Annotated in this window: 16 protein-coding genes; 4 read left to right on the plus strand and 12 right to left on the minus strand. The window is 41.4% G+C overall.

The annotated features are described in order from the left end of the window. Nucleotides 1-81: 81 nt before the first annotated feature. A complete protein-coding gene (locus PQO03_RS07350; RefSeq protein WP_274149168.1) occupies nt 82-1,209 on the plus strand; it encodes a substrate-binding domain-containing protein in 1,128 nt (375 codons plus the stop codon). 37 nt (nt 1,210-1,246) lie between these two features. Here the strand turns inward: PQO03_RS07350 and PQO03_RS07355 are convergent, their stop codons facing one another. The 4 genes from PQO03_RS07355 to uxaC are packed head-to-tail and all read right to left on the minus strand — an operon-like array spanning nt 1,247 to nt 5,215. After that, on the minus strand, nt 1,247-2,506 hold the full coding sequence (locus tag PQO03_RS07355) for a nickel-dependent putative hexonate epimerase (protein ID WP_274149170.1): 1,260 nt from the start codon (nt 2,504-2,506) through the stop codon (nt 1,247-1,249). After that, complete coding sequence (locus PQO03_RS07360; protein WP_274149172.1) at nt 2,496-2,975, minus strand: gluconokinase; 480 nt, start codon at nt 2,973-2,975, stop codon at nt 2,496-2,498. Before PQO03_RS07360 ends, PQO03_RS07355 begins: the two co-directional genes overlap by 11 nt. 2 nt (nt 2,976-2,977) lie before the next feature. Continuing rightward, complete coding sequence (locus PQO03_RS07365) at nt 2,978-3,805, minus strand: SDR family NAD(P)-dependent oxidoreductase (protein WP_274149174.1); 828 nt, start codon at nt 3,803-3,805, stop codon at nt 2,978-2,980. Between the two features lie 9 nt (nt 3,806-3,814). Then, entirely contained in the window at nt 3,815-5,215 is a 1,401-nt protein-coding gene (gene uxaC / locus PQO03_RS07370; protein WP_274149176.1) for a glucuronate isomerase, read from the minus strand. Between the two features lie 222 nt (nt 5,216-5,437). Between uxaC and PQO03_RS07375 the strand changes: the two genes are divergently transcribed. Further along, entirely contained in the window at nt 5,438-5,782 is a 345-nt protein-coding gene (locus tag PQO03_RS07375; RefSeq protein ID WP_274149178.1) for a cupin domain-containing protein, read from the plus strand. A gap of 306 nt (nt 5,783-6,088) precedes the next feature. Here PQO03_RS07375 and PQO03_RS07380 read toward each other — a convergent pair whose 3' ends face one another. Next, nucleotides 6,089-7,183, minus strand: a complete 1,095-nt coding sequence (locus PQO03_RS07380) for an ABC transporter ATP-binding protein (RefSeq protein WP_274149180.1) — start codon at nt 7,181-7,183, stop codon at nt 6,089-6,091. A gap of 80 nt (nt 7,184-7,263) precedes the next feature. Between PQO03_RS07380 and PQO03_RS07385 the strand changes: the two genes are divergently transcribed. After that, nucleotides 7,264-8,001 carry a helix-turn-helix domain-containing protein gene (locus PQO03_RS07385; RefSeq protein WP_274149182.1) on the plus strand — a complete coding sequence of 246 codons (738 nt, stop codon included), beginning with the start codon at nt 7,264-7,266 and terminating at the stop codon, nt 7,999-8,001. 29 nt (nt 8,002-8,030) lie between these two features. Here the strand turns inward: PQO03_RS07385 and PQO03_RS07390 are convergent, their stop codons facing one another. From PQO03_RS07390 to PQO03_RS07420, 7 genes are all read right to left on the minus strand, one after another. Continuing rightward, nucleotides 8,031-8,774 carry a HesA/MoeB/ThiF family protein gene (locus PQO03_RS07390; RefSeq protein WP_274149184.1) on the minus strand — a complete coding sequence of 248 codons (744 nt, stop codon included), beginning with the start codon at nt 8,772-8,774 and terminating at the stop codon, nt 8,031-8,033. A 1-nt stretch (nt 8,775) separates the two neighbouring features. After that, on the minus strand, nt 8,776-9,042 hold the full coding sequence (locus PQO03_RS07395) for a MoaD/ThiS family protein (RefSeq protein ID WP_274149185.1): 267 nt from the start codon (nt 9,040-9,042) through the stop codon (nt 8,776-8,778). A gap of 27 nt (nt 9,043-9,069) precedes the next feature. Beyond that, complete coding sequence (locus tag PQO03_RS07400; RefSeq protein WP_274149187.1) at nt 9,070-9,735, minus strand: ABC transporter ATP-binding protein; 666 nt, start codon at nt 9,733-9,735, stop codon at nt 9,070-9,072. Continuing rightward, nucleotides 9,728-11,008, minus strand: coding sequence for an ABC transporter permease (locus PQO03_RS07405; protein WP_274149189.1), 1,281 nt, complete (start codon nt 11,006-11,008; stop codon nt 9,728-9,730). The genes PQO03_RS07400 and PQO03_RS07405 overlap by 8 nt, the downstream gene beginning before the upstream one ends. A gap of 65 nt (nt 11,009-11,073) precedes the next feature. After that, nucleotides 11,074-11,727: an ABC transporter ATP-binding protein gene (locus PQO03_RS07410; protein WP_274149191.1), complete on the minus strand. Its 654-nt coding sequence runs from the start codon at nt 11,725-11,727 to the stop codon at nt 11,074-11,076. Continuing rightward, on the minus strand, nt 11,714-12,586 hold the full coding sequence (locus PQO03_RS07415) for an ABC transporter permease (RefSeq protein ID WP_420792857.1): 873 nt from the start codon (nt 12,584-12,586) through the stop codon (nt 11,714-11,716). The genes PQO03_RS07410 and PQO03_RS07415 overlap by 14 nt, the downstream gene beginning before the upstream one ends. A 43-nt stretch (nt 12,587-12,629) precedes the next feature. Continuing rightward, complete coding sequence (locus tag PQO03_RS07420) at nt 12,630-14,135, minus strand: substrate-binding domain-containing protein (protein ID WP_274149195.1); 1,506 nt, start codon at nt 14,133-14,135, stop codon at nt 12,630-12,632. Nucleotides 14,136-14,467: 332 nt separating this feature from the next. On the opposite strand from PQO03_RS07420, the gene PQO03_RS07425 reads away from it, so the two are divergent. Continuing rightward, nucleotides 14,468-14,650, plus strand: coding sequence for a hypothetical protein (locus tag PQO03_RS07425; protein ID WP_274149197.1), 183 nt, complete (start codon nt 14,468-14,470; stop codon nt 14,648-14,650). Nucleotides 14,651-14,807: the final 157 nt, after the last annotated feature.

A 14,807-nucleotide genomic window follows, 5' to 3' on the forward strand; every position in this document is an offset into this window, starting at 1 on the left:
CTAATTTGATTAAAAAATAGGACCGACTTGCAAAAAAAAGTATTTATTGCTATATTTTGCATAAACTTCTGGATACTTATAATGGCAAAGAAACGCATTGCTCTCGCTTTCCCCATGGGATCAAGTCACTTAGAGAAAACCGCTTATGGCATTCGTCAATACTGTAATAGTGAGAGTGATAAGTGGAAATTAATTACTAATCCAGAAACCCACATCTTAAAATTATCCGATATTCAGCAAAATTCCGTAGACGGTATCATTGCCATGTTGCGCAATCAAGAAGACCTTGACTGGGCCTCAAAATTATCTACTCCAATTATCAATATTTCCGGTACGCTCACTCATTCGATCCACCCCAGAGTGTGCCCCGATTTTTTTAGCATGGGAAAATTAGCCGCCGACCATTTTTTTGAACGAGGCTTCACTAATTTTGCTTTTTTTGGTTTGAGTTCAACTCATTTTTCTAAGCAAATGTTTATGGGCTATAAACAACAAATTGAACAAAGAAATCAGGCCATCGATTGCCTCGAAGTTCCCTTTGGAGCCGATTTTTTTAATAATGATGAGCAAGTACTTCAATTCTTAAAAGATCTCCCCTTGCCCTGCGCCATCCTAGCCGCTCATGACCCTCGTGCTCAAATGCTTATTCAAGCGTGCGAAGAGCTGAATTTAAAGGTCCCCGAAGATATCGCTATCCTAGGATCTAATAATGATACCGTGAGCTGTGAATTTTCATCCCCTCCTCTTTCAAGTATTGAACGAGATGATCAAAAAATCGGCTTTGAAGCAGCCAAAGCACTCGATATGCTGATGCGTGGAGAAGCTTGCCAACAAGACTTACTCATCCAACCTTTGGGGATCCAAGAGCGTAAATCTACCGAAATTTTCACCCCGAAACACCCTGAAATAAAAATCGCCTTAGATTTCATCGAACAACAATTCACCCAATCACTTAACGTTCAGATGATTTGTGACCACTTAGGGCGTTCTCGACGTTGGCTTGAGTATGCCTTTCGTGAAGAATTACAACAAAGCCCCAAACACTTCATTAATGAGCGCCGCCTCAAAAAGGCCCTTCACTTACTCGAATCATCTCCCTCATTTAATCTATCTCAGGTAGCTCACTCCAGTGGATTCTCGAACATCGATCAAATGAACCAACTCTTTATCAAAAAACACGGTAAGCGCGCCATCTTCTTTAAGAATTAAATGACTCATACGAGTCAAATAATCCTTTCTAAAGTCTTTAAACAGTCCAAAGACCTAGGGCTGGATTTGAGATGTAAAAAATCTCTTCTCCATCCACTATATTCCAACCATCTTTTAGTTTGGCAGGATCGTATTTTTTGATTGTTTCTTTATAAGAAGCATAATCAAATCCCACCATTAAAATTTCTTCTTTGCTTACTTTTGGTCCAGGACAATAAGTGATTTTAAAACGCCCATCAGAAGTGCCGTGAATTAAATGCGCTGCGGCTGAAAGGTTATTAGCTAAATCTTCATTTTCTTCCACATCCTTCAAAGTTTGAGCTGTCCCTAAATAACCATATTTACGAATCATACGATCAATCTCAGGATCTTCGCCAAAAGTATGGAGATCAGGTGCTAAGACAATGAGTTCACCATTATCTGCCATGGCTTTACGCGTACGATAAACCGCTTTATTCCCCAACCAAGTCGAGTTAAACTCCTCTGGATCGAGGTAGACTACACATTTTTGTATTGGTTTTTTCAGCTTATCTAAATTTACTTCTTGACTCAGTTCACAAGCAGTTTCAAACACATCATCTTCGGCACCTGAATACAAGCCTCGAAGTACGAGTTCATCATCCTCTTTGCCAATGACAGTTAAGATAAACTGGAGATTCACTCGTGGACGTACGAACTCGTCATAACTTTCATTTAAGGCTCTGCGTACAGGACTATCCGTCTCTCCCATAATGCGTTCCATGCCATAAACCGCACCTAGATAATGTGATTTATTGATTGTATCGCCACCACCTACGCCAATCATCACATTTTTTGTGTAATTAGCCATACCAATCACTTCGTGAGGCACGATCTGACCAATCGACACAATGAGGTCATAATTATTAAAGACTTCTTTATTCACCGCTACTTCCATCGGGAAATTAAGTTTGCCTTCAGATAATTCATTAATGCGTTGTGCTGAAAGCTCACCCAGTATTTCCAAAGCATTGCGCCAATCATGTGGCATGTAGGAGTCTAATGGAATATCTTTGCCAAACATCATGTGTAACTGAGCCGGAGTCATAGGTACATGTGTCCCCAGAGCAGGCATAAGATTGATCTCGCACTGATCCTTTAAGTTCTCATAAAGGTAAGCCGTGATTTCACCCGCACGGGAATTGAGTCGAGTATGATCAGGAGGCAATAAAAGCAAGCGCTTCACACCTTTGCAATTAATAGCTATAAATCTATCTAAGTGAGCCTCAAGCTCTACTTTACTAATAACTCTATCTGCAGCACCATCATTAATTAGCATCAATCTTCTCCATTATATTTCCAATGATTTCTTCCGTACTTTTACTAATATCAACTTCTATCGCCTTTGTGGGTTCTTCTAGGGTCTCAAACTGACTATCTAGCATCTCCGGCTTCATAAAATGTTGACGTTCTTGCATCCGTGCCAAGATAAGTTCACGACTTCCTTTGAGGTAAACATAAGTCACTCCGCCAAATTTACTTAAAATCTGTCTATATTTATCTTTCAGCGCAGAACAAGCAAGCACCACACCATCGCCTCTATTCCACAATTGAATATTTACGGCTAAAAGCTCTAACCATGGCGCTCTATCATCATCATTTAGCGCCTCTCCAGAAGACATTTTATCTATATTAGCTTGAGGATGGAAATCGTCGCCATCGTGATAAGGCACCTTTAAAACTGTCGCCAGACCTTCAGCGATTGTTGACTTACCACAGCCACTCACTCCCATTACCACATAAACCATAACTAAACTCCTGCGAATGCAGAGAAGCCGCCATCTACAGGTAAAATTATTCCATTGATAAAACGCGACTCTGAACCCGCTAAAAACTTCATTACACCCTTGAGATCTTCCGGCTTACCAAATTCATGCATGGGAGTATTATTTATGATTTTCTGACCACGCGCAGTCAAGGTTTTAGCATCTTTCTCGTAGAGTAAAAAGCGGTTTTGATCTGAAACAAAAAATCCTGGTGCAATCGCATTGACGCGAATGTTCTTCTGCGCCAAATGAACTGAGAGCCATTGAGTAAAACTATCCACGGCTGCTTTTGCATTTGAATAGGCACCCACTTTGGTCAATGGACGCGAAGCTGACATAGAAGAGATATTCACAATATTACCTTCGCCAGCTTCAATCATATCTTCACCAAAAATCTGTGCCGGAATGAATGAACCCTTGAAGTTCAAATCAAAAACTTGTGAGTAAGCATCCGCATCAAGACCAAAGAAACTGTCTTCCATGGATGTTCCTGCGGTCATTTGCTCTGCAGGTGAGGTAGCTTTTGGGTGATTTCCTCCCGCTCCATTCACAAGCAAGTAAACTTTGCCCCAATCCTTATTGATTTTTGCTTTCGCTACGCGCAAGCTTTCTGGGTTTAATACGTCCGCAGCTACCACTAAGGTCTGATCATAACCTTTTTCAGCGAGACGCTTCTTTAAATCAATTAATTTACTCTCTGTTCTTCCTAGGAGAGCCACGCGACCGCCATCTTCTAAAAGGGCTTCAACCAAAGCTGAACATAAAACGCCTGCAGCGCCCGTAACGACACAAATTTCATTCTGTAAACTCATTTTATTCTCCTAAAATTTAAAGTAATTTTTTGCATTATTATACGAAATATCTTCTATCATTTGAGCGAGAAATTTGCGATCATCAGGCAATTTCCCACTAGCGACATCACGTCCGAATAAATCGCAAAGTAAACGACGGAAGTACTCATGACGAGGAAAGGATAAAAAGGAACGTGAATCCGTAAGCATGCCCACGAATTTGCTAATGAGACCAAAGCTAGATAAATCATTCATTTGCTTTTCCATACCATCTAACTGATCCAAAAACCACCAGCCCGATCCAAACTGAATTTTGCCTGCTGTTGGAGCTTGCTGAAAGTTGCCGATCATTGTACCAAGAACTGCATTATCTTTTGGGTTCAAATTATAAAGTATTGTTTTGGGAAGCTGATCTTCTACGGCTAAACTATCAAGAAAACGTGAGAGCTTTTCGGCTATTGGTAAATCATTCATCGAATCAAAACCGGCGTCTCGACCCGCAATCCCAAACATCTTAGTATTATTATTACGCATGGGCCCAAGGTGCAATTGCATCGCCCAGTCCTTCTCCGCATTCCAACGAGCAAAAGCTTGCATATAGGCCGTACATAAGATTTCTTTTTCTTGCTCGTTTAAGTCTTGCTCCGCTCGTGCTTTTGCGAAAGCCGCAGATACGTCGGCTGAACTAAACTCACAGTGATAAGCTCTTGGCAAACCATGATCTGAAAGACGACAGCCCTTCTCATGGAAATAATCATGGCGAAGTTTTAAGGCTTTCAAACTATCATCAAAATTTGAAATGCTTTGACCACTTACTGAGGCTAAACGATCTTGCCATTCATTCCACGCGCATAAATCCTCTAAGGCAATCGCCTTATCAGGACGAAATGTTGGCAATGATTTGAAATCGCTAATTTCTTCCGCACAAGTTTTATGATATTCTAAATTATCCGTAGGATCATCCGTGGTACAGAGCACCGCGACATTTTGCTGCCTTAGCAAATTTCTGCAGCTATGGCTCTGGCTTAATAATTGCTCATTGCACATACCGTAGATTTTTTGGGCATTATCCCCATTCAAGGTTTCATTAATTCCAAAGTATCGCTGAAGCTCAAGGTGCTGCCAATGATAAAGTGGATTACGCATGGTATAGGGAATTGTCTCAGCCCATTTCTGCCACTTCTCTTCGGGTTTAGCCGCACCAGTAATAAAATGTTCATCCACACCATTGCCGCGCATTCCACGCCACTTGTAATGATCTCCTTCCAAGGTAGCTTCTGCCATATTCGCAAAAGAACGATCGCTCGCAATATCTTCTGGTGGTAAATGATTGTGGTAATCAATGATCGGCATTTTAGCCGCGTGATTGTGATATAAATCTTCTGAAACTGCATTAGTCAGAAGGAAATTTTCGTCCATAAAAGTTTTCATCAAATAATATTCCTTAACTTGTTTCTCCAAGCTAAAGACTGAGTCAAGTATAAGCAATTTGCAAAATACGAAATTATATTTGATTATGCGCAATAATGGGAATCCGCTGACATTCCAACATATTCATCTTTAATCATTTTAGGCAAATCTAGAGAACTTTTACCTATTCTATTATTTGCATGCAATAAACTCGCGCTGTATGCTAAAACAAAAAGGCTCGCTATGAACAAAAAATTTACTGTCGCACATTTTGATGAAATTTCTCCTACCAACTGCCCCTGTGGTGAAACCCGCCGTGCCTTCACTGAGGATCCCGATCAAATCGCCAGTATCCATATGGTGGATATCAAACAGGATTCAGAACTTCATTACCACAAGAAAATGACCGAAATCTATCTCGTTTTAGAAGGTGAAGGCCATATGGAGTTAGATGGTGAACTCATCCCTGTACGCAAGGATTCCACCATTCTCATCAAGCCCGGCTGCCGTCACCGTGCCATTGGAAAAATGAAAATCGTCAATATTCCCGTACCCGCCTTTGATCCCGATGACGAATGGTTTGATTAAGCTTGGGCGGAGAGCCTCCACAGGCGGACAAAAAGCATTTGCCCATACGGCAGGAGAGCTCGAGAGGGACAGAGTCCTTCTCGTGTGTGGTGCATCATCCCCTCTCATCTACTTAGTCGAGTAGTTTAATATTTCCCACAATTACCCATTAAGCGAGGCTCCGCCCTTAGACTGCCTTAATTAAGTAATAAATTGGCCTTACTTTGATGGACCATGGCTTAGCAAGTAAGCCATAAATCTAACTTATATCTACACAAAAAAAACGGGCAGAATCAACTCTGCCCGTTTGATAAAATCTCTCGCTAACTAAAGCGTAATATTTGCTTCGTGCTCTCCTGCAAAAATATGCACGCGCTCCATATCAGGAGCTAAGAACACATCGTCACCCGCTTCTATTTCATAATGTGCTTCGGCAGTAGCAGTCACTGACTGATTCCCCACTTTCAAAAATATTTGCTGGGTATCACCAAGTTTTTCAATGAATTCTACTCGACCTTTAAAAGAAATACCTTCAGCTGCTTGCTTGGCAATCGTCATTTTCTCGGGACGTACTCCAAAGCTAGCTTTGCCTAAATGAGCACGGCATTTATCAGATTTTACTTTCGGTAATTGAATCTTGACATCCGCACTCACAAAAACAACGGAATCACCCTCTTCGCGTAAGTCACCCTCGAGGAAATTCATTGTTGGCGTACCGATAAAGCCCGCCACAAATTTATTTACTGGGAAATCATAGACATCGAGGGGCTTGCCCACTTGCTGAATATAACCATGACTCATCACACAAATACGATTACCCAAAGTCATTGCTTCTATTTGATCATGGGTCACATAGATCATCGTCGTCTGCAAACGCTGATGTAATAACTTAAGTTCTTTACGCATTCCCACCCGCATTTTTGCATCCAAGTTGGAAAGTGGTTCATCGAGTAAAAATACGGCTGGATCACGAACTATCGCACGACCAAGAGCCACGCGCTGACGTTGGCCACCAGATAAAGCTTTGGGCTTACGCTTCAAGTAATCAGTCAATTCTAATGATTCGGCAGCTTCCATGACGCGCTTTTGAATTTCTGCCTTGGGAGTTTTACGCAACTTGAGACCAAAAGCCATGTTATCATAAACCGTCATATGTGGGTAAAGGGCATAATTCTGAAAAACCATCGCAATATCACGATCTTTGGGTGCTACATCATTCACTAAACGATCCCCAATATGGAGTTCGCCGCCCGAAATTTCTTCTAAGCCAGCTACCATGCGCAATGTTGTGGACTTACCACAACCCGATGGGCCCACTAAAACCATAAATTCTTTATCTTCGATATGAAGATCCGATTCATGGACGGCGACAACACCACCCTCATAAACTTTTTTGAGTTTGCTAAGCTTTACTTCGGCCATAATTTTATCCTTTTTTGGTCATTTATTATAAATGAACTATAAGGATAAAAAGATTTATTGCAACTTTTAAACAATTAAAATTGTCTAAAAATATCTTTTTGACTTATTTCCTACATAACTTATTGTGTCACATGCAAACTTATTCTACAGATTCTCATCGCTTAAATCCGGGCCAAGTTCTCATCCTTCTTGAGGGAGAACTCACTTTGTCCCATCCTGAAAAGAGTCATACTATGGATATCGGTGAAATTTTTGAATCTGGATTACAAAGTTTCTCCATTGAGAGTCATGAATCACAGACCAAATATCTTATTTTAACGACCTGTTTGGATTCATTAAATTTCGCTCATGAGGCCGATGAACTCAGCCTAGCTCTCATTGATGAAGATTTTTTTGATCAGCCCAAAAGTGAGCTCTATAAAAATGCATCGGCACAGTATCTCTTACAGCGCATAGCTCAAAACGATACTATTCCATCCAGCGGCAAGCCTGACTCACTCATTGAACAAATCCTGCAATTTATTCAAAATAATCTCGAGGAAAAACTGAGTGTAGAACTCATTACTTCTGAATTTAAGCTTAGTAAAATGCAGATCGTTCGCCTCTTTGCGAAAGAAGGCAAACAGCCCATTATGACTGAAGTGCGTTCTTTACGCCTCAGTAAAGCAAGCGCACTTTTGGAAAGAAGCGAGATTAGCATTCAGCAAATTGCTGCCAGCATTGGCTTTGCCGATTCAGCGAGTTTTAGTCACTTCTTTAAAAAGAATACGGGTAAATCACCACGCCAAATACGCGATGAACAGAAATGGTTAATTTAGTCTAAGTCACCAAGTAAAATATTAATGATTTACTTCCCAGAACAAGCGGGACAATTATCGCGCTTCATAATGGGACTCTTCATGAAAGTCATGTCGCGTAGGTCAAAGCTAAGTAAACGATTCTCCAGCGTATCACCTAAGCCGCTAAGGACTTTGATCGCTTCCATCGCGGCCATACAGCCGACTGTACCAGATACGGCACCAAAGACGGGGAAACGACGTTTCCAAGCAGCAGGTTTCTCTGGATAAATACAGGCTAAACAAGGTGTTTTACCTGGAATTATAGTCGTAATCTGAGCCTGCATTTCAAACATCGCACATTCCACTAAGGGAATATTATTGGCAATGGCTTCACGATTCATCAGGTAACGTTCTTCAAAAAGTGGCGCACAGTCAATAATTAGGTCAGCTTCTTTCATCAATGCCTGCGCATTTTCTTCAGTCACATTGGCATTCACTGCCTCAATCTCTAAGCGCGGATTGAGCTCCTTTAAACGGCGTTCAACGGATTCAATTCGTGGCTTTCCGAGCCAATCATGCGTCATTAGTAACTGACGGTTTAAATCCGAATGTTTAACATTGCCTCCGTGGGCTAAAATCATTTTTCCTATGCCTGCTGCCGCCAGTTCATAAGCGACCACAGAGCCTAAGCCTCCGCAACGAGAAATAAATACCGTAGAGTCCTTGAGCTTAACTTGGCCTTCTTCACCAAATCCCGGAACCGTTGTTTGCCAAGCATAAGTATCTTTTTCTTCTTGATTAAGAGGCTTCATTTTAACCTCCTGCAATGGGTGACATCAAAGTAATAGAATCAGTCTCAGTCAATGACCTTTCCGTTTCCCAGAGGTGCTGATTATCATTGATAAACACGAGAATCGATGGATTTGGTTTATTGTCGACGATGAGCATCTCACTTATTTCTGATTTTTGCTTTGCAAGCTTAAAAATGAGATCATTCACTGTGGAGGCATCAGCGACCTCGAGGTATTCTTCCCCTGCTAGATGCTTTAATTGTCCCCAGAGTTTTACTTTATTTAGCATTGATCATACTCCTCTATAAATTTAAATTTATGAATCCCAATGCCCAGCAGCCATCGTCAATTTTTGCTGTGCATAAGCGACTGCACGGTCGTCATGTGTTACCATTAAGACAATACCACCCTGCTCGGTAAAATCTCTCAATGCCTTAAGCACTATTTCGGCATTTTCGCTATCCAAATTACCCGTGGGCTCATCGGCTAAAATAATCTTTGCTCCTGAATAGATCGCACGTGAAAGTGCTACTCGTTGTTGCTCACCGACACTGAGTTCCGAGGGTAAGTGATGCACGCGATCACCAAGACCAAATTGATTCAAAATATCTTTAGCTCTTTCTTCAGATCCAGCTCCCAATGCGAGGTCCGCAATGCGCACATTATCTATCACACTAAGATAGCTAATGAGATGGAACTCTTGATACACATAGGCGATATTCTGAGCTCGAAACTCTGCTTTTTGCGAACTCGATAACTGACTAAGATCTTGACCATTGACCACAACTTTCCCAGAATCGAGTTCCAATAAGCCACCTGCACTTAACATCAGCGTAGACTTACCACATCCGCTAGGACCAAGCACGGCAATAAAATCACCGCTTTGTGCTTTCAGATCAACTTTATCTAAAGCCTGGACAGGCGTCTGGTTTTTTCGTTTGTAGGCTTTTGAGGCTTGTTGAATTTCTAAAGAATTAGTCATGACGAAGAACCTCCGCAGGATCAGTTTGTGCTGCCCATAAAGCTGGCAACCAAGTAGCTAACATTGCCAAGACCGGCATGGCAATAATAATGATTAGTACTTTCGAACTCTGCACCAACACACAAGCCGAATGAGCATTAAAATAAGACTCTTTACCGAACTGAAGGCACAGATAAAGCATGCCAATTCCTATACCTGCTCCAAGCAAAGCACCCAAGCAAGCTTTCAGTAAGTAAGCAAATAATATCTTGCTCGTCTTTACTCCTAAACTCAGCAGTAAGCCCAATTCATAAATTCGTTCTCTTACATTTAAAAAGGCTAAGAGCGCAATTGTTGCCATACATAAGAGCGCGACAAATGGCACCATGATTGCCACCATATTCTCACGCTTCTTGCGAAGTTCATTCTGCTGTTTTTTGATTGATTCGATTTCTAGAGTGGCTGTCTCTTTCGTTTTGCTTCGTGCCTCCGCTCTAGCTAAAGCTTTACTATCTTGTTCAATAATTTGCGTCCCTGGCAAAATCGCTAAGAGCTCTTTACGAACATCACCAATACGATCCACTGTAGTACAATTACATTCCAAAGCCAAAATTGAATTGATACGCTTTTCTTTCTTAAGTAATTGCTGACATACTCCCAAATTGATCCATGCCGTTATATCATCTTGTGTCCCTCTTTGGCGATGAGTTTTTGACACATTAAATTCTCTCCCCATAAATATCACTTTATCACCTTGTTTGAGGCCTAAACTGGTGTGCAGTTCATAACCCAAGACCATGTCGTTTTCGGCCACGGGGTTCACGAGAGGTTTCTTGGGATTACCATGGGATTTGGGCACTTGTCCACGAATCCCAATTAGAACGATCTTTCTCTTATATTCAGGCCACTCAAGACTCTGAGTTAGAGTCGGTAGCAGGTGATTGACCGTGACAATATTTGAGTTCGCGAGTTTGTATACATATTCCTCTGGCATGGTTTTGCTGGCATAACCCTGAGCATAAACTTCACTCAAATCCTGTCCCTCGGGAAAAATATAAATATTAAAGCCAAGCCCCTTCATAGATTTGCGAATATCATCCTCAAGCTTTTTCATATGTGCTTCGGTTTCGTCAACTTTTTCTTGAATGACGGCCTCAGATTTCAGATTTGAACTCTTGAGGAAAGCTTCACTCAAAAGCCAGCTCGCCGCTGCTACCGCCACGGCTAAAATGGACAAAGTAAAATTCACTTTACGATGAATAATTTCTTTGCGTATGAGTTTAAAAAGAGTCATTATTTTTTTTCCTTAGGATTAAGCTGCCGCCAATGAGAAGATATTAGTACACGGGAGAACTCTTTTCATAAAAAGGATTCCTTATTTTGGATAATGCGGCCTTCGCTAAGCTCAAAAAAATGATCTCCAAGTAAAGACGCTTCTGATTTTCGATGGGTAATATGTAAAGTTGTCACCTGATTTTCTTGAGTGACTGCCTTTATTAAATTGATGACGTCCTCATGGGTATCATCGTCAAGTGTACTCAAGGGCTCGTCTAAACAAAGAACTTGGGGACGTACGGCTAAGGCTCGACCCATGGCCGTTCGCTGCTTTTCGCCACCACTCAGTCCCGCAGGCTTACGTTCGAGTAAATGATTAATTTGCAATTGATCCGCCAATTCATGGACGCGACTATCGATAACTTTTTTATCCCATTTCTGAATTCGCATACCAAAAGCAATATGTTCATACACTGACATGTGATCAAAGAGAGCAATATCTTGCGGTAAAAAACCTATATTTCGCTCTGCTGGACGTTTTTTCGTAATATCCTGTCCATTAATGCTAATTGTACCCGCAGACACTTTGCGAAGTCCGCAAAGAGCTTCGAGAATAGTCGTTTTTCCCGATCCCGTTTTACCCATAAGAATTCCATAGCCACCCGTAGGAATCTCGATATTAATATCTGAAATCTTAAACTTTCCGGCCTGAATCGTACAATCTTTAATTGATATCATAAAGACCTCCTTTGCGACCATCGAGAAGTCGTACTAAAAACAATACGGCTAAAGCGATGACGACCATGATCATTGAAACTGCGACGGCTCCTTCGAGGTTACCGATACTGATTTCCAAAAACACCGAAGTGGAAAGTACTTCTGTTCGACCTCGAGTCGTACCCGCAAAAATTAGTATGGGACCAAATTCCCCAAGAGCTCGTGCCCAGGCGAGTGCGGCTGCAGTCAAAATACCGCGCCAAGCACCGGGAACTGCAATCAGCCAAAAGGCCTGTGAGCGATTACAACCTAAAGTCATCGCAACTTGTTCTTGGCGGGGGCTCATTTGATCAAAAGTATTGCGCATAGTACGTACCGCAAAGGCACAAGAAACACTGAATTGTGCGAGGATAATAGCCGGAACTTTATAGGTCACCCCAACGGAAAAATCAGGTTCTTTACCACTAAAAAATGAGTAGATACTAGTAAAAATAATGACGCACCACTCTTCAATACTCGTACCAAAAATAGCGAATTTATGAAAGAGGATGAGTAAACTCAAGCCAATCACCAAGGGCGGAAGAATAATCGGAATATCGAGTAAGGCATCGAGTAAGGCTTTGCCCGGGAAGCGAAAACGCGCCAGTAAATAGCCCGTGGGCACCGCAACAATAATACTGAGAATAGTGGCAATAAAGCAGCTCAACATAGTGATTTTTAACGAGTACTGAATATCGGGATTCTGCAGAGTTTTTGCGATATCCGCAAAACTCGTGTAATTGGCATCTGCCACTAACATCCCTAGAATCAATAAAAGGTAGAGTGAAAAAATAAAAGCAAGGCCAATAATAAAGGGCTTATCAGAAGGTACTTTGCGCATCTTTACGCTTATACTTTCTGCTACTTTTTCAGTATTTGTTGGCTTACTCACTCACGGCTCCCTGCCAATGGAAACCAATATCTGTAAAGCGCTCTTGATGACTCGTGACTTGAATCATTAAACGTTTCAGCAGTTCTTTATGATCATTATCCTTGGAAATCGCGTAGGGTTGTACCGCTTTAGCTTCTTCGAGTGGAATCTCAATCATATCACATTCACGTACTGCACTGGGACTGGCCATAAAATTACTCTTATAGATAATGACGGCATCCACTGAATGTATACTGATCTGGTTGATTAAAAAATCTCCTGTAGGCGAATCCACAGCAACATTCGTCTTGATTTTATCATAAAGATTCACCGACTTGAGCATTTCCATCGTGAGATGACCTAAAGCTGATTTATCGGGATGACCCAAGCCAACTTTTACACCCGGTTTTAATAAATCATTTAGTGAATGAATCGCTTTAGGGTTGGCCTTCGCTACCGCAATCACTATGTCATTGCTCGTTAGATCTGTTGATGCATCGAAGCGATCCTGAACTTGCTCCATAAATTTTCGATCACAAGCGAAATAAGCATCGGGTTTTGCCCCAGCTTCCATCTGAGAAACGAGAATCCCACAACCATTGAAAGTGGTCTTCACTATGACCCCTTCACGCTTTTCGAATTCGCGAATGCTTTCTTCCACTGCAGGTCTTAGCATTCCTCCCCCAAAGAAATTGAGTTCGGGCTTATTGGCCCATTTATCACCATCGACAATTTTGAAACCCATTTTCTCAAAGTGCACTAAACCTTTATCTCGCGCTGTGAGGTAACGTGCAAAGTGCAGTGCTTGAGCTGAATTTTCAGTGGACTTTAAAATACCAATCGTGGTATTTTTTGGCTTTGAATCAAATTCGGCAAGTGGCACAAAATCTAATTCGGGATACTGAGCGGCAATCGCGTCCCACACGATCGCTACATCGATTGAACTAAGTTTGAGGTTATTAGTCAGTTCATTGACTGTACCAGTAAAAACGCCGTCATTTTTCACACGCGCTTCAATGGCTTCCCAGTATTTGTGTTGAGTCAAAACTTTTTTTGTGAATTTACCCACCGAAGCTGCATCGGGATTGGCCAAGCCAATTTTTAAATCTTTTTTATCGAGCAAGTCCTGAAGTGATTGAATCCCATGAGGATTGCCTTTGGCCACAGCCAAGCCCGCACGCAGTTGATTCACGGGAATAGCTTCGGCTAAAAGACCTTTCTCACGAGCTAAAGTAATGTAACTGAAATCGGCAGCTAAGTAGAGGTCACCCTTTTGCGCTACCGCTAAATTGTTTAATAAGGTCCCAGATCCGCCATATATAATATTGATTTTGACGCCAAAATCGCGCTCATAATTTTTGACCACTGCAGTTACGGGGAGTTTCATTCCCGCAGCACAATAGAAGTCTAAAGTCTGCTGTACTTCACCTGTTTCTGAGGGATCATTTTTAGATAAGATGAAGGTAGCTATCAAGAGACCGGCTACGAGACTGAAAAAAATGTATTTTGCTTTGTTCATTTACCTTCTCAAACTTTTAAATCATTACACCAAGTGAATCGCTTAAAGCTATACAATCTAACAATTAGATTCATAATAATTTAATTATTCTCTGTACAGATCTCTATATGATATAAATGAACTCAAAGCTTGCTTTTTACCACTAGCCTGAGCTATTCCACAAGATTTTTTCCTTTTACAATTAACATTTTTTTCTTCTTGTGGCTTACTTTTTCCTTTTCTGAGTCTTCTTCACCTTGGCAGACTTGCCGTAGGTCAAGGCTATCACATTGTCCACGATTGAGTGATTGCCCATACTATCGAAAGCCTTGAACATGGGAGATTATAAATTTATGCGCAGCATGAATACGGGTGATATACGCCTCTACAAGGTGAAAACTGATTATCGCGAAGAAAATAATCTCGCTGCACAAATGCCCGAAAAAGTCAACATTATGGATAAGGTTCTCAGAGGATATGCCGGACGCACATACGCGAGCCCTTATTTCTCTCATGGCTCTTTTCCTGTGGATTAGGGCTATTTTATTACGGGCAAAAGCCCTGTAAAATATTGAATATTGTCTTATTTGTCCTTTTATTTAAGACTAGCTGCAAGATTTCGTTTAAAAAGGGAGTATCACCAGTAAGGCTTAGCTATTTTGATCTTAAAGCAGTCCTAAAAATTTATTTCTA

Source organism: Lentisphaera profundi (assembly GCF_028728065.1).
Classification (GTDB): Bacteria; Verrucomicrobiota; Lentisphaeria; order Lentisphaerales; family Lentisphaeraceae; genus Lentisphaera; species Lentisphaera profundi.